This window comes from Terriglobales bacterium (assembly GCA_035567895.1).
Lineage (GTDB): Bacteria > Acidobacteriota > Terriglobia > Terriglobales > Acidobacteriaceae > Gp1-AA112.
This window is the reverse complement of sequence record DATMPC010000034.1, coordinates 1-21787: the sequence shown is the minus strand read 5'-3', so window position 1 is coordinate 21787 and position 21787 is coordinate 1. Positions and strand designations below refer to the sequence as shown.

Sequence of the window (21787 nt, the reverse complement as noted above, 5' to 3'; positions counted from 1 at the left end):
GCTTACTTGCCGCCTTTCGCGTGGGCATTGATGTAGTCGATGGCGTTCTTGACTGTCTTGATCTTCTCGGCTTCTTCGTCGGGAATCTCGATGTCGAAGGCCTCTTCGAATGCCATCACGAGTTCGACAGTATCGAGCGAGTCGGCGCCAAGGTCGTCCACGAACGACGCGTTGGGGGTGACTTCGCCTTCATCGACGCCAAGTTGCTCCACAATAATCTGCTTAACCTTCTCGTCTACTGCGGCCATTCGCGTTCCTCGCTCTTCTGGGATGTGACTGCAACCGCTACTGCTTTTTCTTTGATTTCTTTTTGTCCTGCTCTATTTTTAACCGATTAATCAGCTCTCTGGCCTGATTCATGGTTCCGACGTTTTTCATCTCACTGTCAGGAATTTCTATGTCGAAAGCCTCTTCGAAAGCCATCATCAACTTGAGGCAATCGAGAGAATCGTTCATACGAATCGATTCCTATTGCTTGGCTATTTTGGAATTCTTCTCAATGTAGCTGACGGCGTCCTGCACGGTCTTAATCTTCTCGGCTTCTTCGTCGGGGATTTCCAGATCGAAAGCTTCTTCGAAAGCCATGATGAGTTCTACGCGGTCGAGCGAATCGGCGCCGAGGTCGTCCACGAAAGATGCGCTGGGTGTGACCTCGCCCTCTTCCACGCTGAGCTGGTCCACAATGATCTGCTTAACTTTGTCTTCTACCCCAGGCATGCAAACTCCTCCTAGATGCGCAAATGCGCACACCACAAACTCCTCAGTCTATATGGCGCTAGGAAAAGCTGGCAAGGGAACACCTTTTCACCACGGAGACACGGAGTCACGGAGAAAAGCGCCGAGAGAAACCACAGAGGACACTAAGGATCACAATGGATTCGGGCTTGTTTCCGTTCGTGCTCCTTCGTGTCCTTTGTGGTAAGTTTTTGGTTTTCTCCGTGACTCCGTGACTCCGTGGGGAATCGGCTCATTTCGAGGCAGAGGGAGCCGATGGCACCCCGCCGTACTGGTCCCGCAGGTGCGTCTGGCGGTTCTCCATCGGGATACTACGGCCGTCGATGAAGACCTGCTTCACGTCGGTCTTCACATCCAGCGGATCTCCGTTGGCGATGACCACGTTCGCGGTCTTGCCCACATCGAGGGAACCCAGTCTGTCAGCGACGCCCCATATTTCTGCGGGATTAATGGTCACCGCCTTCAGCGCTTCCTCATAGGGCAAGCCGAACGCAACCGAATACCCAGCCGCGTAAGGCAGATTGCGATTGTGCTCCACGCGATAGGACGCGAAGGCGATCTTCACTCCTCGCTTCGCAAGTTCAGCGGGAAGTGAATACACGGCGTCGTAGCGTTCGTCGCTTCGCGGGAAGTCGTAGATGGGACCGACAATGACCGGCACCTTCCAGGAAGCAATCTCGTCCAGAATCTGCTGCGAGTGCGTTACGTGGTTTAGTACGACCTTGAGATTGAACTCTTTCGCCACACGCATGGCATTCTCGACGTCGTAAGCGTCACGAGCTCCAATTACGACCGGTTTCTGCCCGTGCAGATATGGGAGCAGAGCTTCGAGTTTCAAATCGCGCTTCTGCCGATCGCTTCCGCCCCCGCTCCTTCCCCCACCGCTTCCGCCGCTGGCCTCGGGCTTTCTGTTCTCGGCAGCTTTCATCTTGGTTTCATAATCCTGTGCGTCCATGAACGCCTGCCGTAGCTGCGTGGCGAGTCCCATTCTGGTCGAGGGGTAACGATTGCCGATACCGCCACCGCCGCCTTCGCCGCGTCCGCCACGCCGGCGCTGGTCTCCGGAGAAGTTCAACGCCAAGGCAACGTCGCGAACCAGGATCATCTGATCGCGATCCTTGCCGTCGAGTTGGATGAAGATGTCCTGCCCAGGCAGGCTGTCCTCGGTTCCGGGAGCAACGATGGCGTTCGTGATCCCATTCACCCGGACCACGGGAATGCGTTGAGTTTCGGAGTGGAACGCATCGGCGACGTGCATGTGCGGCATGATCTCGTCGCTCGGTTCGTTCATGTCGTTGCTCATCTGATCGGCTTCAACTTCCACAAGACCGAGGTTCGTTTCCGAGTCGATGAGCCCCGGATATACCGTCATGCCGGTTGCATCAATAATCGTTGCGCCGCGCGGAATCGACGTTCCCGCCGGGCCGACAGCCGTGATCTTGCCGTTCTCCATTACCACGACGCCGTTTTCAATCACGCCGTGAGTGATGGTAAGCAGCTTGCCTCCGCGAATTGCGATGGGACCAGTGGCCTCAGCCTGCGAGGTAGCTATTTTTGTCTTTTGCTTCGAAGCTTGCGCAAACGAGAAGCCCGGCATCAGAGTAAGCAAGCAAATAGTTAGCAACAGATCAAGAAGCTTGAAGGAATTTGGGTGGAAGCCCCCGCATTTATGCGGGGAGAGCGCTTTAGCGCTCACGGAAGGTCCCAATCCTCTCTTGCGCTTTAGCGCTGGGCCGTAAAGCCCGGGGCTAAAGCCCTCCGCACATCCCCAATTGCCGTTCATTGGACTGAAGTCCAATCCCCCGCTGAAGCAGGGCGCTCCCACCGTTAGTTGATGTTTCATCAGTGCGCCTTCCCACTGCCCATCTCGTCCATCTCACTGCCATCGAAATCAGCGCCAGACATCGGCGCATCCTTCCAGTGAGTGAGCCCGAGGCGCGGCAGTGAACTGTCAAAGTAGACTTCTCCGTCGATGATCGTCTTCTCGACCTTGGCGTAGCTGGAGAGTGGATCCTTGTCCCAGATACTGATGTCGGCGTCTTTCCCGACGTCGAGAGAGCCCACGTGATCGTCCACACCGATGATCCACGCGGGATTCAACGTGATCATCTTCAGCGCCTCTTCCTCTGTTGCTCCGCCGTAGCGCATTACCTTGCCTGCATCCTGATTCAACCGACGGACCACATCGTTCGAGTCGCTCTTCAACGCGACGCGCACTCCGTGCCGCGAAGACATGATGGCGTTCCACGGCTGTGCGTCCCAGGCTTCATCTTTGAAGCCCCACCAGTCCGGCCACGTGGCGATCGCAACTCCCTCAGCCGCGATCTTGTCTGCAACCTTGTAGGCTTCGAGCGCGTGATGGAAGGCGCGTACCTTGTATCCGAACTCGCGCGCCATCGCCATCTCAGTCAGAAATTCATCGGCACGATAGCAGTGAATTTGTACGAGAAGCTTGCCGCGCAACACGTCGGCCAATGCTTCCAGTTTCAGATCCCGCTTTGGCGCTCGAGCTTCCTTGTCACCCTTTTGTACCTTGGCGTTGTAATCGTCCCAATCGCGCATATATTCCTTCGCCTGCTGCAAAGCATCGCGCTGCACAGCGAAGTTGCCCATACGTGTGGAAGGTGACTGATTTCGCGACCCATAGACGCGCTTAGGATTTTCGCCGCTGGCAAACTTGATCGAGCGCGGAGCGTTGGGAAAGAGCATTTGATCGCGGCTCAATCCGAATTTGTTCTTGATGACGACAGCCTGGCCGCCAATCATGTTGGCCGATCCGTGCAGCAGCAATAGCGATGTCACTCCGCCAGCCAGCGCGTGATATAGGCCTTTGTCGGTATTGACGAAGGCATCAAGCATGTTCATCGCCGGCGTGATCGGACTGGTTGCCTCGTTTACGTCGCCATCGAGTGCGAGGTGTGAGTGCGCGTCGATGATGCCGGGCATTACGAACTTGCCGGTAGCATCGATCACTGTTGCTCCCGCAGGGGCAGAGATGTTTGCTCCGACCTGAGCGATTTTGCCGTTGTGTACCAGCACGCTGCCGTTCTGGATGACTCCATGAGTGACCGTCAGCACGGTGCCGTTTTTGATCAGCAGATCCGCTTGAGACTGCGTGTTGGCAGGTGTTTGCGCGTCACCTGCACTTTGGGCGAAAGCAGAAAGAGTGAATACGAGCGCAATGAAACCCAGGCGGAACGCCCGGAGAAATATTGCCATCGCGATTCTCCTTAATGAGTTGTGAGGATGGAATTAAAACGACAGAGACACAGCAGAGTAAATGGGAGAAGCAGCAATTAGCAAACGCTGCAATTAGCGATTAGCAGTAAGCAAAAATCTGTGTATGGCTAATCGCTAATTGCTAACCGCTGCTTTATCCTCCCGCTATGCGTGCCGTCGTTCAGCGAGTCACAAAAGCCGCGGTCACGGTAGAAGACTCCGTCGTCGGAGCGATTGGGCTCGGGCTGCTGGTGCTGCTTGGTGTAAGTCGGGGCGATACTGAGGCCTCCGCCGATTACATAGTTGAGAAGCTCCTTGGCCTGAGAATCTTCGACGATGATGGCGGAAAGATGAACTTAAGCGTCCGCAACGTCGGTGGAGCGATGCTCGTCGTGTCGCAGTTCACACTCTTCGGTGACTTGCGACGGGGGAAACGTCCGTCGTTCGATGATGCTGCCCGACCGGAACAAGCGCGTGCTCTGTATGAATATGTCGTCGCCAAGATCCGCGAGCAGGGCATTGAATGCGCCACCGGGGAGTTTCAGGCGATGATGCATGTATCTCTTGTGAACGACGGTCCAGTAACAATATTGATCGATTCCGAAAAACTGTTCTGAGCGCCGGCTCGCCCTGTCTTCGTTACCTCGGAGCTTCAGGTTTGCTAAATTGAATTACGATGCTCAAACTTTGGGAGAAGTGGATGTTCGCGTGGGAGACGCGTCTCACCACGCGCGACACCAATCGCATCGTGCGTCCTCTGGAGTGGGGCATTGAGTGGACGCGTCAGTGGCCACAAGTAAACGGCAGCTTTCCGGCATCGTCTTCGGAATACGACAACGCCCGCGCCGAACGCTATTTCAACGAGTTGAATCGGCGCATCGTCTCCGATAGCGATCGCTTCTTCAGCTATCAGACCCCAACCGATTTTTACCTCGAGGAACGGCTGCCCAAGCTCTTTCCCACGAACATGCGGCAGCAGAAACAGCTCGAGAAGCTCGAGAAGATGTCGCGGACCGGGAAATTACGGCCGGCGCAATTCTTGCGATTCACATCGCCGGTCCGCACACCTTACCCGGAAAACGACGTCGTCAACGCGCGCTGGTTCCCGGCTTTCGATCGTGAAGGCAGGCCGAGTAAGAAAGCAGTTGTCGTCCTCCCACAATGGAACGCCGACGCCTTCAGCCATAACGCCCTTTGCGCGATCATGAATCGCTATGGCGTGTCGGCTCTCCGCCTGAGCAAGCCCTACCACGACATTCGCCGCCCGGCTGAGATCGAACGCAGCGATTACGCCGTCTCAGCGAACATCGGCCGCACACTCGACTCTTGCCGGCAAGGCGTTATCGACATCCGTTGCTGTCTCGACTGGCTGGAGACGCAAGGGTGCGAACGCTTCGGCATTCTGGGGACGAGTCTGGGTTCTTGTTACGCCTTCATAGCCAGCGCGCACGATCCGCGCTTGGAGGTAAATGCGTTCAATCACGCATCCACGTACTTCGGCGATGTTGTCTGGACGGGACAATCCACGCGCCACATCCGCGCCGCTCTTGAGAGCGTGATGGACCTCGATCGCCTGCGGCAAATCTGGCTAGCGATCAGCCCCGCGGCCTACATGAGGAAGTTCGCTGCTCACGGCAAGAAGGTACTTGTGGTCTACGCCAAGTACGATTTGACTTTCTTGCGCGAATTCTCAGAGCAGGTAGTCCAACACTTCCGCGAATACGAGATCGACTTCAAAGCGGTAGCTCTCCCGTGCGGCCACTACACGGTCGGTGAAATCCCATTTAAGTTCATCGACGGCTGGCATCTCGGGAAATTCATTTACTCAGCCTTCAAGCAACTGGAAAGCCAGCCGCTAAGCTCCTGAGCTGCTGTTAGGCGCTCGCTCGTCGAGGAGCTTTACTCACGAGCTTACTGGAAAAAGGGCAGCATACAGTCGACTCCCATGCGGCCAAAATTCACTGTTGATTCACTGTTATTCACTGTTCCTAAAATCGAGTTCGCGGATTTTGGGCAAAAGTCGATAACATCCCGGTGAGATTCGGGAAATTCACTGTTATTTTCGCTGTTCTTCGATTTTGAATACCGCTGAACGAAATCGCCACGGCTCAACAGCTCAGAAGTTTGGCGGCTCCTTCAGTAGCTCTTGAGCAACTGTCGCGCGATCACGAGCCGCTGAATCTCGCTGGTTCCTTCGCCGATCGTGCAGAGCTTCACGTCGCGGTAGTACTTCTCCGCTGGATAGTCTTTGATAAAGCCATATCCACCGTGAATCTGCACACCTTCATTGGCGCATCGCACTGCAACTTCGCTGGCGTAGAGTTTGGCCATTGAGGACTCTTGCGTCGTCTTCATTCCAGCGTCTTTCATAGACGCGGCGCGTAGGGTGAGCAGACGTGCGGCATCGATCTCCGTGGCCATGTCCGTGAGCTTCCACTGGATCGCCTGAAAGTCGCAGATCGGACGCCCAAACTGCTTGCGCTCTTTCGAGTACTTCAGCGCAGCTTCGAATGCGCCTTGCGCGATGCCGAGAGAAAGGGCAGCGATGGAGATTCGTCCACCATCGAGGACTCGCATAGCATCGATGAATCCGTCGCCTTCTTTGCCCACGAGGTTCTCGGCCGGGACGACGCAATCCTCGAAGATCAGCTCGGCGGTATCGCTGGCGCGAAGTCCCAGCTTGTTTTCCTTCTTGCCCGGACGAAAACCCTTCGTGCCTTTCTCCACGACGAATGCAGACAATCCATGCGTGCCTGTAGTCCGATCAGTGACAGCGATGATGACCGCAACATCCGCGTAATGTCCGTTGGTGATAAACGTTTTGGTCCCGTTCAGTACCCAGCTCTTTCCTTTACGCACCGCTGTCATGCGAGCGCTTCCGGCATCGGAGCCTGATCCGGGTTCGGTCAATCCCCATGCGCCGATGAACTCGCCAGTTGCCAGCTTCGGGAGGTACTTTCGCTTTTGCTCTTCGTTGCCTGCGACGTAAATGTGGTTCGAGCAGAGCGAATTGTGAGCCGCCACAATGATTCCGATCGAGCCATCGACGCGCGAAAGCTCTTCGATTGCGACTACGTACTCGACATAGCCCAGCCCGGCGCCGCCGTACTCCGTGGGAAAGGCGACACCCATCAGCCCCATCTTGCCGAGTTCTTTGATCGTGGCCAGCGGGAATTCGGATTTCTCGTCCCACTCCATTACATGTGGGCGAATCTCCCGCTCGGCAAACTCGCGCACTGAACGCCTGAGCTGCTCTTGTTCTTCAGTGAATTGAAAGTCCATAAGGAGAAGACATCGTAATTCGGGGAAGGTTCCTCAAGCGGGAAAGCGCATGAGGGTAAAACATGTGAGGATATCACGCGACGCGGCGACTATTGCCTTACCTTGAGTGGTTCTTGGGATTAGAGCGGAGCGTCCGGGCCCTCGCCCGGCGTGAGGCATGCGCTGGTAGAACTCTGCAGAATTCCGGTGTTCAAAGTTCGCCGGGCGAGGGCGCCCGGACGCTCCGCTAGAACAAGGACTTACAATCAAGTTGGATGACGCCTCGATCCTCCACCCTGACGAAGCAGGAACCACGCACCGAGCAGTCAGTCCGTGTGAGTTGGAGAGGATCACTGCGTTTGCGCAATGGACATCCCTGGGTCTACCGCTCCGACCTGGAAGGATCGCCCACACTCCCGCGTGCTGGAGTGGTTCGTGTGCTTGAAGAAGGTGGCCGTTTTCTCGGCTGCGCGATTTCCAGCTCCAGCTCTCAAATCGCCTTGCGGATGATTTCAGATCGGGACTGCGACGAGGCTGAACTTCCTTCCCTTGTGTCTGCCCGGACCAAGGCCGCGATCGAATACCGTAATGCGCTCAACATTCCGGAGAAGAGCAACGCTTATCGGCTGGTGTTCAGTGAAGCCGATCAACTTCCCGGGCTGATCATCGATCGTTACAACGACGTGCTCGCCTTTCAGGTGCTCACACAGGCGATGGATCGAACCGACGTTCGCGAAGCAATTCTCGAGACCTTAGAAGCGGAGATTCGTCCTGCAGGCATTGTCGAGCGAGTAGAAGAGCGAATTCGCGAACTGGAAGAACTGCCTGCGATAGAAGGCCGTCTCATCCGTGGCGACAAGACGCGAACGATCATCGAGATGAGAGCAGAGCCCGAGAAGCCTCCGCTGCGTTTTGAATACGATGCAGCCGCGGGACAAAAGACGGGAGCGTTCCTCGATCAACGAGAGAACTACGCGACGGCCCAGCGTTACGCGCACGGAAGCGCGCTGGACGTTTTCTGCTACCAGGGAGGGTTCGCGTTACACCTTGCTCGCGTGTGCCAACAGGTAACGGGAGTGGACGCGTCGCGTGCAGCGCTGGAAGCAGGTGAGCGTAATTTTGAATTGAATCGCAGTTTGCTGGCTGTTCCGGAGATCGAGTGGCTGGAGGCGAATGCCTTTGATCTGCTGCGCGATTGGTCCGACACCGGACGGAAGTTTCAGACGATCATTCTCGATCCGCCAGCTTTTGCCAAGACGAAGAAGGCGCTTCCGACCGCGCTGCGTGGTTACAAAGAGCTGAATCTTCGCGCTTTGAAGATGCTCGACTCGGGCGGGATTCTCTTGACTTGTTCGTGCTCGCATCATGTCTCTCAGGAGGAGTTTTTAGGAATGCTGGCAGAATCGGCACGCGATGCGCGTCGTCGTATTCGCCTGCTGGAGGTTCGCGGCCAGAGTCAGGATCATCCAGTAGTCGCCGGGATTCCGGAGACGGCTTACCTCAAGTGCGTGATTGCGTTTGCGGAATAGTTCAGCGGCACTCTCCTGCAGATCCGACAACCGAAAAAAGCATTGACACGAAGCGGTCCGCATCGTAGCAAGGAAGAGTGGATATCTAGATCGGGAATGCGTCGGTTGATGTGGATAAAGATAAATAGGTGTGAACGAGCATGATCGCCGATCCAGCAGGGATTTCCCTGCTAATTCCCTGCAGATTCCCTGGTGTCTCTCAAATCGCCAGTATCCATGCGGGTTTTCGCAAGAAGAATTTTCCCCCCGGGAAAAATTCCCTGGTCAATTCCCTGAAGCAGGGAATTAACCCTACGCGATCGCATTAGCCTTGCACCTAGTCTTCCAGCGGGTCCCTGGTTTCGTTTCAGGAACCGCAGCCTGAAACATCTCTGTTGGACCTGACCTTCCGATTGGGTCACGTTACTTGTTTGCGGTGGTCTTACCGACTCCACCTGTGCTGAAATCAGCCAGTTTCCCCGTGGAGGCGAATCATGCCAGATACACTCGTCGGCCAACCGCCGGCAACTGGGTCCACAACAAGCACGGTCATCAAGACTCCGACGCAAGGAGTTACGTACGACGGGAATAACGCCGGCGTGCAGCAGCAGCGGACTGTGCAGTCCTTGGCCGCTGCAGTAGCCGTGAAACGTGGCGCCAACTGGTTTTATTGGATCGCGGGCCTCTCGCTCGTGAACACGATCGTCGCCATCACTGGCGGAAACTTTCATTTCGTGCTCGGACTGGGCATCACCGAAGTCACCGATGCGTTTCGCTCTCCGCAAGCTCGCATGGTCGGGTACTTCATCGACCTGCTAGTCCTTGGTTTCTTCCTGATGTGCGGCTACATGGCCGGCAAGTTTCACAAATGGGCCTTCGTGATGGGCATGGGGTTCTATGCCCTTGATGCCGCCCTAACTGCTATGGCACAGGATTGGATCTCGTTCGCCTTCCACGTCTACGCGATCGTGTGCATCTGGAGAGGCTTCTCCCACGTGAATGCGGCGAAAGAGACTGCTCAAGTAGCGGTTCTGAGCGGCAAATAGTTTCCTATCCAATACCCCGCAAGTTTCAACGGCGGCTGCTAGCATCGTATTCGCCCCCATGAGTACGACGCCGCAGTCGCCGAGCCCGACCCCGGCAGCCACGCGCAAAATCCTTGCCGCGCTGGAAAAGAACTGGCAAGCAGAGAAGTCCGGCTATTACACCTACGAAACGTTGGCTTCGCGGGAGCGGGATCCTGTCCGCAAAGAAAAGCTTCATCACCTCGCTGAGGCCGAGCTTCATCATGCGCAGCTATGGGAGCAGCGCATCCGAGAACTGGGCGGTCCCGAGCCTAAGTACGACGGCAGTCCTACCGGAGAGGCGGATTCTCTCGCCAATCGCATCGGTGGTCCCGATATGGCACTACGCAGGCTCGAGCTCGATGAGAGTCGCGATATCGCGCGCTACGGACGTCAGCTCAAGGAGCTTGGCGATCGGCGCAGCGTTGAGATTCTTCACCAGGTCATCCAGGACGAGCGCGAGCACTACAAAACGCTGCGTGACCTGATCCGCACTAGCGGACCGTATCCGCATCGGGTGCGTCAACTCAAGCCGGGTGAGGCGCGCCAGCTTCTCGATGAGCTGATTGCCAAGCGCGACCAAGGACAAGCTCATGCCGCCGGATGGATCGGCGATGCCATCTATGGGATCAACGACGGGCTGGGCGCGATTTTCGGCATCGTCTCCGGAGTCTCGGGAGCGACGTTGGGAAACAGTAAGTTCGTCTTGATCGCCGGCCTCGCCGGCATGGTCGCCAGTGCTCTCTCGATGGGTTCTGGAGCGTACCTGGCAGCGAAGAGCGAACGCGAGATCTATGAGGCCGAACTCGAGCGTGAGCGGGAAGCCATCACTTTCAATGAATCGGAAGCTCGCGAGTTGCTCTCCCTTTACTACCAGGTGAAGGGGCTGCCCTCCAGCGACGCCGACAAGTTTGTCGATCACCTCGCGCGCGACAAAGAGCAATTTGTGCGTACGCTCGCGGCCGAGCGCCTCAATGCGACTGAAGAGGGCTTGCGGAATCCAATGGTGTCCGCGACTTCCGGCGCTTTATCAACCGCTGTGGGAGCTTTCATCCCTATCGTGCCGTTCTTTTTCATGAGCGGGTACCCTGCTGTAATCACCGCAGCCATCGTTTCACTGGTTGCCCATTTTGCCGTCGGAGCCGCCAAATCGTTGATTACGGTACGCTCCTGGTGGTCGAGCGGCATGGAGATGACGCTGGTTGGCGCCGTGGAGGGTATAGTGACGTACTTTATCGGGATTGGATTAGGGCGGATTGGATCATGACCAAAAGAGAGGCGAACACCAAGGTCACGAAGGCAAAACAAGAGGTCACGAAAAATTTCTTTGTGACCTCTTGTTTTGCCTTCGTGACCTTCGTGTTCGCCTCGTCCGTCGTTTGACACTCCTTTTACAACTCCGCTAATATCTATACTTTGTGGTCCTGCAAGTGCCCGCCTGGGTGGTCACATCGCGCTAATCGGCCGGTGAGTTTCAGCCTGCGGTTTCATTGCTCTTTTTCGTAAGGATTGGCGGTCGCCGAGTCTGCCTGTCCCTTTTTATCCGTTTTGGAGAACTGGAATGTCTACTACTTTCCCCACTGAGGGGAAAATCGCGCGCAAGTGGTACGTGGTCGATGCCACGGACCAGACCTTGGGACGCCTAGCGACTAGGGTTGCACACATCCTCGCGGGCAAGCATAACCCGCAGTACACGCCTTTCATCGACACCGGCGATCACGTGGTCGTGATTAACGCCGCCAAGGTCAAGCTGACCGGGATGAAGGCAGGACAAAAGGTTTATCACCGCTATACCGGATATCCGGGTGGATTGCGTTCTGAGCAGTACGACAAAAAGCTCGCTCGCCGTCCAGAAGCGGTCGTGGAAGACGCGATCAAGGGCATGCTGCCCCACACCAAGCTTGGACGCGCAATGGCAAGCAAGCTGAAGGTGTATCGCGACGACAAGCACACGCACGCGGCCCAGAAGCCCGAGCCGCTGGTTTTGGCGAAGTAAAGGTTTTCGTAGAGACGCAGCATGCTGCGTCTCTACCATGCTGATTGAGCAAACAAGGAATCTATGGCTGATCTGGTTCAGTACTACGGCACGGGACGTCGCAAGTCGAGCATTGCTCGCGTCTTTCTGCGTCCCGGCAGCGGAAGTTTTCAAGTGAACGGGCGTCCGTTCGACAACTATTTTGTGACCGAAGCCCAGCGCGTGAGTGCGAAGTCCCCGCTGGTTAGCAGCGAGACCGGCACAACATTCGACGTGGTTGCTACCGTAAATGGCGGCGGCGTAAACGGGCAGGCCGATGCAATAAAGCTGGGCATCGCCCGGGCGCTGCTCGAGTTCAACATCGAGCTGCGCAAGAAGCTGAAGGGCGAAGGTCTGCTCTCGCGCGATGCGCGCGGTAAAGAGCGCAAGAAGTACGGACAAAAGGGAGCCCGAAAGCGCTTCCAGTTCTCGAAGCGGTAAAACTGCGAAGGCTTCGGAGCTCTGTGGCTTCGAAGTCCTCGTAAATCTTCCCGAACCCGAAATCCAATCAACGGGTCCGGGCCGGGAATGTAATTCTCGGGATGCAGGACTGATCCTGGGAATGCAAACCACAAAAAGGAGGTCAATTGGCGAATATCACCATGAAGGAATTGCTCGAAGCGGGCGTCCACTTCGGGCACCAGACGAAGCGCTGGAATCCCAAGATGAAGGAATACATCTTCGGGGAACGCAACGGAATTTACATTATCGACCTGCAGAAAACGCTCAAGATGTTCAAAGACGCGAGCAAGTACGTGCAAGACATGGCCGCGCAAGGCAAGACGATCATGTTCGTCGGCACCAAGCGCCAGGCGCAAGACGCGATCGCCGAAGAGGCCACCCGCTGTGGAATGTTCTACGTGAACCAGCGCTGGCTTGGCGGACTGCTTACGAATTGGGTCACCATCCAGAAATCGGTGAAGCGGCTTCAGGAACTCGACGACATGGCGACCGACGGCCGCTATGATCTTCTGCCGAAGAAGGAAGTCATTAAGCTGGAGCGCGAGCGCAAGCACCTCCAGGCGAACCTGGCGGGAATCAAGTCGCTGAAACGTCTGCCCGACACGCTGTTCGTGATCGATTCGAACAAGGAGCAGATTGCAGTGCGGGAAGCCCGCAAGCTTGGAATCCCAGTGGTCGCGGTCGTAGACACGAACTGCGATCCTACCGAAGTGGATTATGTGATCCCCGGCAACGACGATGCGCTGCGCGCGATCCGGCTGTTTGCTTCGAAGATCGCTGACTCAATCGTGGAAGGCGCGCAGGCTGCGACAGACAAGCAAGACGCAGAGTTTGTCGGCGCTGTGGGAGCTGCCACTGAAACGCCTGCTGGCGAGAGCACCGTGGGTAGCGAATACGCTGAGGACGGCGAGGCGGGCTCCGACGACATAAACCTCGAAGAGGTGCTGGGCGGCAATATCCGGAAGTCTTCGGCCGCAGCTGCGACGGTGGAAGCAGAAGCTGCTGTCGAGGAACGCTAATCCGGGGTTCATGGGGCGGCTGGGCTCCTGAGTCGGATTGCTGCTGAAAGTCATCCAAATAGACACACGAAAGAAACGCGACATTCATGGCCCGAGCCGCTGTGGCGCTCGGGTCATTACTTGTTAGGCCGGATTTACAACCCGGCAGAAGGCATAATGGACATGAGCACTACTACTGTGAACATTGACGCAAAACTAGTGAAGGAGCTGCGCGACAAGACCGGTGCTCCGTTCGGAGACTGCAAGACCGCTCTTGTGGGCGCCAACGGCGACGTTGAGCAAGCGATTATCCTGTTGCGGAAAAAAGGCGTCGCCATGGCGGGCAAGAAAGCGTCACGCAGTACAAACGAAGGGTCTGTAGCCAGCTACATCCACGCCGGCGGCAAGATCGGCGTGTTGCTCGAGCTCAACTGCGAGAGCGACTTCGTCGCCCGCACCGACGACTTCAAGGAGCTGCTGCACGACATCTCCATGCACATCGCCGCCACAGATCCGAAGTACATCCGCCGCGAAGATGTTACGCCTGAAGACTACGACCGTGAGAAGGAGATCTACCGCGCACAAGCGGCGGCAACCGGCAAACCTGCTCCGGTAGTCGAGAAGATCGTCGAAGGAAAGATGGCGAAGTTCTACGAGGAAGTGTGCCTGCTCGATCAGCCCTTCATCAAGGAGCAGACCATCAGCGTCTCGCAACTGATCGCTACTAAGATCGGCAAGCTGGGCGAGAACATCTCCGTCCGCCGCTTCGCCCGCTTCAAGGTAGGCGAGCAGAGCTGGACGATTGCGCAGACGAAATTTCCGAGCGCAGCAGAGGAAACAAAACAGTAAGTTCCGAGACTTTGGAACGGAGCGCCGGGCGCTATGGCCCGGCGTTTTGTTTTTGCGGTTCTCGGATGAAACACATCGTCTCGCTCCCGCGATATGATGGTATGTTTCCCTTTAAATATCATGGTTATGAACGCTTTCCCAATTGCGCCGGCTGAGCCGGCTGAGTCCGATCAGGGCGAAGTTGCCGAGTGGCTTGAAGCCTTCGATCAGATTGTTCAGGACGAGGGCCCCAGCCGGGCTGGCGAGCTGCTTGAAGCACTCTCGCGCCGGGCGCGCGAATCGGGCATAGAGCCTCCGGCTCAGCTCAACACTCCTTACAAGAACACGATTCCAGTCGAGCAGGAGCTGCCTTATCCAGGCGATCGCGATATGGAGCGCCGGATCGAATCTCTGATCCGCTGGAATGCAATGGCGATGGTGCATCGCCAGAACAAGAAAGATTCCGGCATCGGCGGACACCTCGCCACTTACTCTTCCCTCGCCACGTTGCTCGAAGTGGGCTTCAATCACTTCTTTCGTGCCAGCTACGGTGATCAGCCGGGCGACATGATTTATTTCCAGGGACACGCCTCGCCCGGTGTTTACGGCCGCGCATTTCTCGAGGGACGCATAAGCGAGCAGCAGGTTTTGAATTTCCGCCATGAAACTCGTGGTGAGCCAGGCTTGTCGTCTTATCCACACCCATGGCTAATGCCAGACTTCTGGCGCTTTCCGACGGTCTCGATGGGGATTGGTCCGATCAACGCCATCTATCAGGCGCGCTTTATGCGGTATCTCGAAAATCGAAATTTGATCGAGAACACACCACGCAAGATCTGGGCCTATCTCGGAGACGGCGAGACTGATGAGCCAGAGTCCCTCGGTGCTCTTACCGTCGCCACGCGAGAGAAGCTCGACAACCTGATCTTCGTCGTGAACTGCAATCTCCAGCGCCTAGACGGCCCGGTGCGTGGAAATGGAAAGATCATTAATGAACTCGAGGGAGCTTTTCGGGGTGCTGGTTGGAATGTAATCAAAGTCATCTGGGGCAGTGATTGGGATGCACTCTTTGCTCGCGATCGCTCGGGCCTCTTGCTCAAGCGGATGGAAGAGTCCGTTGACGGCGAGTACCAGAGCTTTAAGGCTAAAGGCGGTGCCTATGTGCGCAAGGAGTTCTTTGGCAGATATCCGGAATTGCTCGAACTCGTCCGAGATATGAACGACGAGCAACTCGAGAACCTGCACCGCGGCGGCCACGATCCCAAGAAGATCTACAACGCGTATTTGCGCGCCGTGGAGCACAAAGGCGGGCCAACCGTCATTCTGGCCAAGACTGTGAAGGGATACGGACTCGGCTCCGCACAGGCGCGCAACGCCACGCACCAGGAAAAGAAACTGACTGACGAAGCACTTGTCGCCTTCCAACGCCGCTTCAACATTCCCGTGCCGAAAGAAGCCGCGAAGGATGGAGTGCCTTATCGCCCGAAAGATGACACGCCAGAAATCGTCTACATGAAGCAGCGGCGCAAGGAACTGGGCGGCTACATGCCGGCACGCGAGAAGAAGGAGCCTAACCTAAACGCGCCTGCGCTGGACTTCTTCTCCGATGCGCTGGGCGGCTCGCGTGGTCGTGCTGTCTCAACCACGATGGGCTTCGTGAGCATGTTACGTACGCTGATGAAGCATCCCGAAATAGGAAAGCTCGTGGTCCCTATCGTTCCGGACGAGGGACGTACCTTCGGACTCGAATCTGCGATCCGCCAAGTTGGTATTTATGCCAGCCAGGGGCAGCTCTATACGCCGCACGATCAGGACATCCTGCTCTACTACCGCGAAGAGAAGGATGGGCAGATTCTGGAGGAAGGAATTACGGAAGCGGGATCGATGGCTTCGTTTGCGGCTGCCGGCACGGCCTATTCAAACTACCGCGTACCGACAATTCCGTTTTACATGTACTACTCGATGTTCGGTTTCCAGCGCGTGGGTGACCTCATTTGGGCGTTCGGTGACGCGCGTGGCAAGGGTTTCCTCATGGGCGGCACCGCAGGCCGTACCACCTTGTCCGGCGAGGGTTTGCAGCACTGCGACGGACACAGCGTGGTGATGTCGAGTGTCTATCCAAACTGCATTACCTACGATCCGGCATTTGCGTACGAGATGGCCATCATCGTTCAGGATGGTCTGCGGCGCATGTATCAGAACGGTGAGGATATTTATTACTACATCACGATGTACAACGAGGATTACGCCATGCCCGAGATGCCGAGGGGCGTCGAGGAGGGCGTTCTTCGTGGCATATACAAGTACAAAGGGGCTCCGGGCGGCAAAGCAACTATGCAGCTCTTCGGCAGTGGACCAATCTTGAACGAAGCTCTCAAGGCTCAGGCGATCCTCGCTGAGAAATATGGTGTGCAGGCCGACGTGTGGAGTGTAACCAGCTACACCGAGCTACGCCGCGAGGCACTGGCGACCGACCGCTGGAACTTGCTGCACCCTGCTGAGAAAGAAAGGCAGCCCAACATCCTGAAAGCTCTGGAAGGAGCCGATGGGCCGATCATCGCCGCCAGCGACTACATGAAGATTGTTCCCGACCAACTTTCGCCATGGCTGCGCGAGCGGCTGGTGACACTCGGCACCGATGGCTTTGGTCGCAGCGATAATCGCGAGTACCTGCGCAAGCATTTCGAGGTCAACGCTGAGTCCATCGCCGCTGCAGCACTCTCGCGTCTTTCGCGGGAGAAAAAGTTCGATGCGAAGAAGGCGCAGAAAGCTCTGCAGGAGCTGAACATTAACCCGGAAAAGATTGACCCAGCGAAGGCGTAGAGGAAATCGGGTGATCGGGTGAAGTAAAACCGGGAGACGAGTTTCAGGTTTCGATGTTCCGGTAAGACGAGACATCACCCGATGGCCCGATCACCCGATTCTCAAATCATTTAATTCGCCAATTACAATCAATACATGGCCTCTACTACTCAGGAATATCAGAGGAGCTCACTTCTCATTGATCCACATGACCGGGAGCGCGTCTTTGAGGCGTTCCGGCGGTGGGGATACCTTCAGGCTCAACTTGACCCGCTCGGACAATATTTCGCTCCCCAAATGGTTCCCGAACTTGACATTCAGGGAGACTTCGCCAGCGAAGCTCGGCGCTACTACTGCGGCACCATTGCGGCCGAGTTCATGCATATTCCTGATGCGGCGCGGCGCGAGTGGATTCAGGAGCGTCTCGAAGGCGATCCCGTTCCTGTTGACCAGAAGCACATACTCGAACTCCTGACCAAGGCAGACCTGTTTGAGCAGGTCATACAGTCGCGCTATCTCGGCACCAAGCGCTTTTCACTCGAAGGTGTGACCGCTCTTATCCCGCTTCTTGACGAAGTGCTGAACGACGCCGCAGAGCGCGGAGCCGTTCAAGTTGTGATCGCGATGAGCCACCGGGGACGCCTCAACGTAATGGTGAATACCGTCGGCAAAACTGCAGCGGATATGTTTGCCAAGTTTGAAGACGTCGATCCGCGCAGCGTGCTTGGTGGTGGCGATGTGAAGTATCATCAGGGTGCAACCGGCACCTTCACGTCCCGCAATGGGCAGACGATTAATCTCCATCTCGTCTCGAATCCAAGTCACCTCGAAGCTGTTGACCCTGTTGCAACCGGACGCGTGCGAGCCAAACAGATTCGCATGGGGGGCGAGGAGAAGGTTCTTCCCGTAATGATCCACGGAGATGCAGCGTTTGCCGGGCAGGGCATCTGGGCCGAGACGATGAATCTCGCGGGTGTGGACGGATACACAGTTGGTGGCGGTCTGCACATCATCGCGAATAATCTGATCGGATTTACAACTGAACCGTGCGAGACCAATTCGTCGCGCTACTCCTCGGATTTGGCGAAGCGCTTGCCGATCCCAATCTTTCACGTCAACTCCGAAGATCCTGACGCTGTGCTGCGCATCGCGAGACTAGGAACTGAATACCGCTACACGTTCCACAGCGATGTCGTCATCGATCTCGTGGGATATCGCCGTCACGGACACAGCGAAGTTGACGATCCGACTATCACGCAACCCATTCGCTACGCGCGAATTAAAGATCACCCGCCGCTGCACGAAATCTATGCAAAGCGGATCGGCGTCGATAACGCTAAGCGCGTACAAGAGATTACGGCCGAGATCGGAGAGGCGCAGAAGCAGGCGACGAAACTGAAGAAGATGCCCCGGCTGGCCAAGCTTCCTGAGTACTGGGATAAGTACCGTGGCGGGCGATTCAAGCCTGAATACGCCGTCGAGACTGGAATCTCGGCAGAGCAAATTGCGCAGATCTCAGACCAGCTGACAAGCTATCCCAAAGAATTCCACATTCATCCGAAAATCAAGAAGCTGCTGGAACAGCGTGCCGAAATGGGACACGGCAAGCGTTCCTTCGACTACGGCATGGCTGAAGCTGTTGCTTTCGGCTCGCTCGTGCTGCAAGGAGTTCCGGTGCGCTTGAGCGGGCAGGATTGCAAACGTGGCACCTTCAACCAACGCCACAGCGTGCTGATCGATGTCGAAAACGAAGCCGAATACATTCCGCTCAATCATCTTGCTCCGCAGCAGGCGAAGTACGAGGTGTACAACTCGATCCTGTCGGAAGCAGGTGTGCTTGGTTTCGAATATGGATACAGCCGCGACTATCCCGAGTCCCTGGTTTTGTGGGAAGCGCAGTTCGGCGATTTCGCCAACGGCGCGCAGATCGTGATCGACCAGTTCATCGCCGCAGGTGAAGACAAATGGGGCCTGCTGAGCGGGGTCGTACTGCTCCTGCCTCACGGCTACGAAGGTCAAGGCCCGGAGCACTCGAGCGCGCGCATCGAGCGTTATCTGCAGCTTGCTGCCAGAGACAACATGCAGGTTTGTCAGCCATCTACTGCCGCGCAGTACTTCCATTTGTTGCGACGGCAAGTGCTGCGTCCATGGCGCAAGCCGTTGGTTGTCTTTACCCCGAAGAGTATGCTGCGGCATCCAGATGCGAGCTCGTCGTTACAGGAGTTCAGCCGTCCCCAGTTCCTCAACGTGCTTCCCGAAACGGAAGTTGCCGATCCGAAGCGTCTGCTGATCTGCACAGGCAAGATCGGGCACGAGCTGCGAATGGAACGCAAGAAGCGGAAGGATGATTCCACTGGAATCATCTTTATCGAACAACTCTATCCCTGGCCCGAAGCGGAACTCATGGCCGAATTACAGCGTCACGCAAATGCGCGCGAGATTGTCTGGGTGCAGGAAGAGCCTTCTAACATGGGCGCCCTTTGGTTCGTCGTACCGCGCTTAAGACGGATCTCCGGCGGGCGGCAGGTCCTAACCGTGAAACGGTCTGCGAGCGCTAGTCCCGCCACTGGCTCGGCCAAGGCTCACGATTTGGAACAGAAGACGTTGATTGAAGTTGCTTTTGGGAATCCAACGAAATAGCCCGATGCCGGTTAACGTTTCTGTAGATCGCCGCAGAAAACTTGTCATCACCACCTACTCCGGTGATGTCACAGACGCGGATGTCGCCCATCAGATCTCCCAGGTTAGGGAGCAGGCGCCGTATGGACCGGCGTATCGCGCGATCACCGACTTTACACAGGTGACACAGTTCAATATTTCGTCGAGCGAGATTCGCTCTGTTGCCGATAGCGAATCCCCGCTTGCTGAAGCCCAACGGGTGATGGTCGCTCCCTCCGACGTAGCCTATGGAACGTCGCGTATGTTTCAGGTTCTCGCCTTACGTACGCGGCCGAACATCACCGTAGTCAGGACTCTCGCTGAGGCATATGCAAAATTGGGAATTGACGGATCGAACTAACCTCTCGAGTCGACTGCTGTAATCCGCTCAAAAGATCTAAGGGACCGAACCGTCCCAACGCGTGACGACAGGGAACCCGCTCGTCAATCTAAGGTTGTTACCGTAGATCAACGGCGCCGCCTTCAGCGTCTACAAGATATGACGCTCCGAAGCGTTGCCAAAAGCCTGCTTGCTCTCCTCTTAGTCGCTCTGAGCAGCTACGTGCTTGAACTGCGCCTCCATCGCGATGGGCTGCCGAGCCGTGATCTGATCGTACTATCCAGTTCCCTGGTAGGGCTCGTGGCCGGAGTCTTGGTCTATCTTCTCTCTGTTCGAGAGCGGCAACGTCGAGCCTACGTCGATTGCCGTTTGCGCGTAATCGCCGAGATGAATCACCATATCCGCAACGCACTTCAGGTGATTACGTTCTACAGTCGCAAAGGCGAGAAACAGGAAGTTGGCGTGGTCGAGGCTGTAGAACGAATTCAATGGGCGCTGCGGGAGGTGCTTCCGCGACTGCCGGACTCACCTGCTGAGATGCATGCTGAGCGGTTCGCCACCGCTGAGTCTTATCCTAGAGTGATGGGATCTAGGCGTCAGAATCGTTTGCACTAGTGGCCGTCTCAAGCTTGAGAAATGGTCGGCCCTAGCAGACGATTTTAGAACGCTGGAATTAATGCCAATGGAAAACGCTGGGTTATGCCGCTATTTTTGGTCTTGCCGAGAACATTCTGTCGGTTGTAAACCAGTCCAGACTCGCGTAGCATCGGCCCCTGAATTAGGCAGGCTCGGACGATGTGCCGGGAGGTAATGTGGCAAGGCAGGATGCTGAGGATCAGCGGGATAAAAGGACCGAGGACTTGAAACGCCGTGCAGAAGAGATTTGTGACGGCAAGATCGAGGTGGGCAGACTGGACGAGTGCCCGGTTGAAGCGGAAGAGTCATTCTGGAAACACGTGGTGGACTACGAGGAAGCTCCGTGGACGACTCACCTTCACCAGTTGGAGATGGCCGGCGTATCGCTCCCGCCGCCGGATTCGCTCAACGACCAGGAACTGACGGCAAGGCTTTGGGAGGTGATCGATAAGCTCGCGCTACTTCGAGTCTTTATCGAGCAGACAGATCATCTCAGTGACCGCGACCTCTATACGCATCTCTGGACCGATTCCCTACGGGAGGAAACCAAGCTGCTGCCGTCGGCTGCAAATTCGGCGTGGCACATCCAAATGCTCGGCGGCTGCAGCGAGGAAGATAATTACCTCTACCTCAAGTATTACGCTGATGATGCTTCGCGCCAGCATTGGCACGAGGATTTCCCCAATGATTCCCTCCCTGCGCACGACGACCCACCTTACGACCGTGACCGTCTGCTGCCCAAGCCGGATTACTGTCCGCCCTTTAACCGAGAGTTCAATTGATCGATAGAGACCGACCTGAGTGATTGCCAGTGACTAAGCTTGGGTCTTCGGGCGAGGCCATGGCATCGGGCGGCAGACAAATATTGGTCGGGACGGGCAGATTTGAACTGCCGACCCCTCGCACCCCAAGCGAGTGCTCTACCAGGCTGAGCCACGTCCCGACAGGAGAGAAAGATCCCGCCGGCAGCGGGACTGGGGCGTTTCTATGATACTACAGCGTTCTTGCGCCAACGCTTACGGCAGGCTTCGATTCTCACTCGACGTTTCTCTTAGTACTGTCATCTCTCTCGCGTTTTTGCGCGGGGACCTGCTGTTTTTCAACCCTTCGATATCGCACACAAACAGCAGGTCCCCCGCGCCGCACCGCTAGGCTTGGAGACACAACCGGCATCGCGGCGGAGCGTGATCCCATAACCACGACGGCTCCAGACGCCCGATACACTGTGGTTGCCTTACGACCAAGAGCTCGGGCGAAAGGAG

Annotated in this window: 20 protein-coding genes and 1 tRNA gene; 14 read left to right on the top strand and 7 right to left on the bottom strand. The window is 56.4% G+C overall.

Annotation, left to right across the window (positions count from 1 at the left end; genetic code table 11):
• Positions 1-2: 2 nt before the first annotated feature.
• From acpP (VNX88_07990) to VNX88_07970, 5 genes are all read right to left on the bottom strand, one after another.
• A complete protein-coding gene (gene acpP, locus VNX88_07990; GenBank protein HWY68591.1) occupies positions 3-248 on the bottom strand; it encodes an acyl carrier protein in 246 nt (81 codons plus the stop codon).
• A gap of 37 nt (positions 249-285) precedes the next feature.
• Entirely contained in the window at positions 286-456 is a 171-nt protein-coding gene (locus tag VNX88_07985) for a hypothetical protein (GenBank protein HWY68590.1), read from the bottom strand.
• Between the two features lie 12 nt (positions 457-468).
• Positions 469-717 carry an acyl carrier protein gene (gene acpP / locus VNX88_07980; GenBank protein HWY68589.1) on the bottom strand — a complete coding sequence of 83 codons (249 nt, stop codon included), beginning with the start codon at positions 715-717 and terminating at the stop codon, positions 469-471.
• Between the two features lie 250 nt (positions 718-967).
• A complete protein-coding gene (locus tag VNX88_07975; GenBank protein ID HWY68588.1) occupies positions 968-2578 on the bottom strand; it encodes an amidohydrolase family protein in 1611 nt (536 codons plus the stop codon).
• Positions 2578-3954, bottom strand: a complete 1377-nt coding sequence (locus VNX88_07970) for an amidohydrolase family protein (protein HWY68587.1) — start codon at positions 3952-3954, stop codon at positions 2578-2580. Before VNX88_07970 ends, VNX88_07975 begins: the two co-directional genes overlap by 1 nt.
• Positions 3955-4121: 167 nt before the next feature.
• Between VNX88_07970 and dtd the strand changes: the two genes are divergently transcribed.
• Positions 4122-4571: a D-aminoacyl-tRNA deacylase gene (gene dtd, locus VNX88_07965; protein HWY68586.1), complete on the top strand. Its 450-nt coding sequence runs from the start codon at positions 4122-4124 to the stop codon at positions 4569-4571.
• Positions 4572-4630: 59 nt separating this feature from the next.
• The gene (locus VNX88_07960) at positions 4631-5821 is read left to right on the top strand and encodes a hypothetical protein (GenBank protein ID HWY68585.1); all 1191 of its coding nucleotides are present in this window, start codon (positions 4631-4633) and stop codon (positions 5819-5821) included.
• A gap of 269 nt (positions 5822-6090) precedes the next feature.
• Here the strand turns inward: VNX88_07960 and VNX88_07955 are convergent, their stop codons facing one another.
• Positions 6091-7236 carry an acyl-CoA dehydrogenase gene (locus VNX88_07955; GenBank protein HWY68584.1) on the bottom strand — a complete coding sequence of 382 codons (1146 nt, stop codon included), beginning with the start codon at positions 7234-7236 and terminating at the stop codon, positions 6091-6093.
• A gap of 254 nt (positions 7237-7490) precedes the next feature.
• On the opposite strand from VNX88_07955, the gene VNX88_07950 reads away from it, so the two are divergent.
• The 12 genes from VNX88_07950 to VNX88_07895 all read left to right on the top strand — a co-directional run bounded on the left by VNX88_07950 (position 7491) and on the right by VNX88_07895 (position 21307).
• The gene (locus tag VNX88_07950) at positions 7491-8744 is read left to right on the top strand and encodes a class I SAM-dependent rRNA methyltransferase (GenBank protein ID HWY68583.1); all 1254 of its coding nucleotides are present in this window, start codon (positions 7491-7493) and stop codon (positions 8742-8744) included.
• A 473-nt stretch (positions 8745-9217) separates the two neighbouring features.
• Positions 9218-9769, top strand: coding sequence for a hypothetical protein (locus VNX88_07945; protein ID HWY68582.1), 552 nt, complete (start codon positions 9218-9220; stop codon positions 9767-9769).
• A gap of 58 nt (positions 9770-9827) precedes the next feature.
• Positions 9828-11054: a VIT1/CCC1 transporter family protein gene (locus tag VNX88_07940; protein HWY68581.1), complete on the top strand. Its 1227-nt coding sequence runs from the start codon at positions 9828-9830 to the stop codon at positions 11052-11054.
• Between the two features lie 294 nt (positions 11055-11348).
• Positions 11349-11783, top strand: coding sequence for a 50S ribosomal protein L13 (rplM, locus tag VNX88_07935; protein ID HWY68580.1), 435 nt, complete (start codon positions 11349-11351; stop codon positions 11781-11783).
• Positions 11784-11846: 63 nt separating this feature from the next.
• On the top strand, positions 11847-12242 hold the full coding sequence (rpsI, locus tag VNX88_07930) for a 30S ribosomal protein S9 (GenBank protein ID HWY68579.1): 396 nt from the start codon (positions 11847-11849) through the stop codon (positions 12240-12242).
• Positions 12243-12388: 146 nt separating this feature from the next.
• Entirely contained in the window at positions 12389-13282 is an 894-nt protein-coding gene (gene rpsB / locus VNX88_07925; GenBank protein ID HWY68578.1) for a 30S ribosomal protein S2, read from the top strand.
• A 162-nt stretch (positions 13283-13444) separates the two neighbouring features.
• The gene (locus VNX88_07920) at positions 13445-14110 is read left to right on the top strand and encodes a translation elongation factor Ts (GenBank protein HWY68577.1); all 666 of its coding nucleotides are present in this window, start codon (positions 13445-13447) and stop codon (positions 14108-14110) included.
• A 126-nt stretch (positions 14111-14236) separates the two neighbouring features.
• Complete coding sequence (gene aceE, locus VNX88_07915) at positions 14237-16912, top strand: pyruvate dehydrogenase (acetyl-transferring), homodimeric type (GenBank protein HWY68576.1); 2676 nt, start codon at positions 14237-14239, stop codon at positions 16910-16912.
• A gap of 135 nt (positions 16913-17047) precedes the next feature.
• Positions 17048-19531: a 2-oxoglutarate dehydrogenase E1 component gene (locus tag VNX88_07910; GenBank protein HWY68575.1), complete on the top strand. Its 2484-nt coding sequence runs from the start codon at positions 17048-17050 to the stop codon at positions 19529-19531.
• 4 nt (positions 19532-19535) lie between these two features.
• Positions 19536-19910 (top strand): hypothetical protein, encoded by a 375-nt coding sequence (locus VNX88_07905; protein HWY68574.1) that lies wholly within the window; start codon positions 19536-19538, stop codon positions 19908-19910.
• 138 nt (positions 19911-20048) lie between these two features.
• Positions 20049-20504: a hypothetical protein gene (locus tag VNX88_07900; protein HWY68573.1), complete on the top strand. Its 456-nt coding sequence runs from the start codon at positions 20049-20051 to the stop codon at positions 20502-20504.
• A 245-nt stretch (positions 20505-20749) separates the two neighbouring features.
• Positions 20750-21307, top strand: coding sequence for a hypothetical protein (locus VNX88_07895; GenBank protein ID HWY68572.1), 558 nt, complete (start codon positions 20750-20752; stop codon positions 21305-21307).
• Positions 21308-21391: 84 nt separating this feature from the next.
• Here the strand turns inward: VNX88_07895 and VNX88_07890 are convergent.
• Positions 21392-21468 (bottom strand) — tRNA-Pro (locus tag VNX88_07890).
• Positions 21469-21787 lie beyond the last annotated feature (319 nt).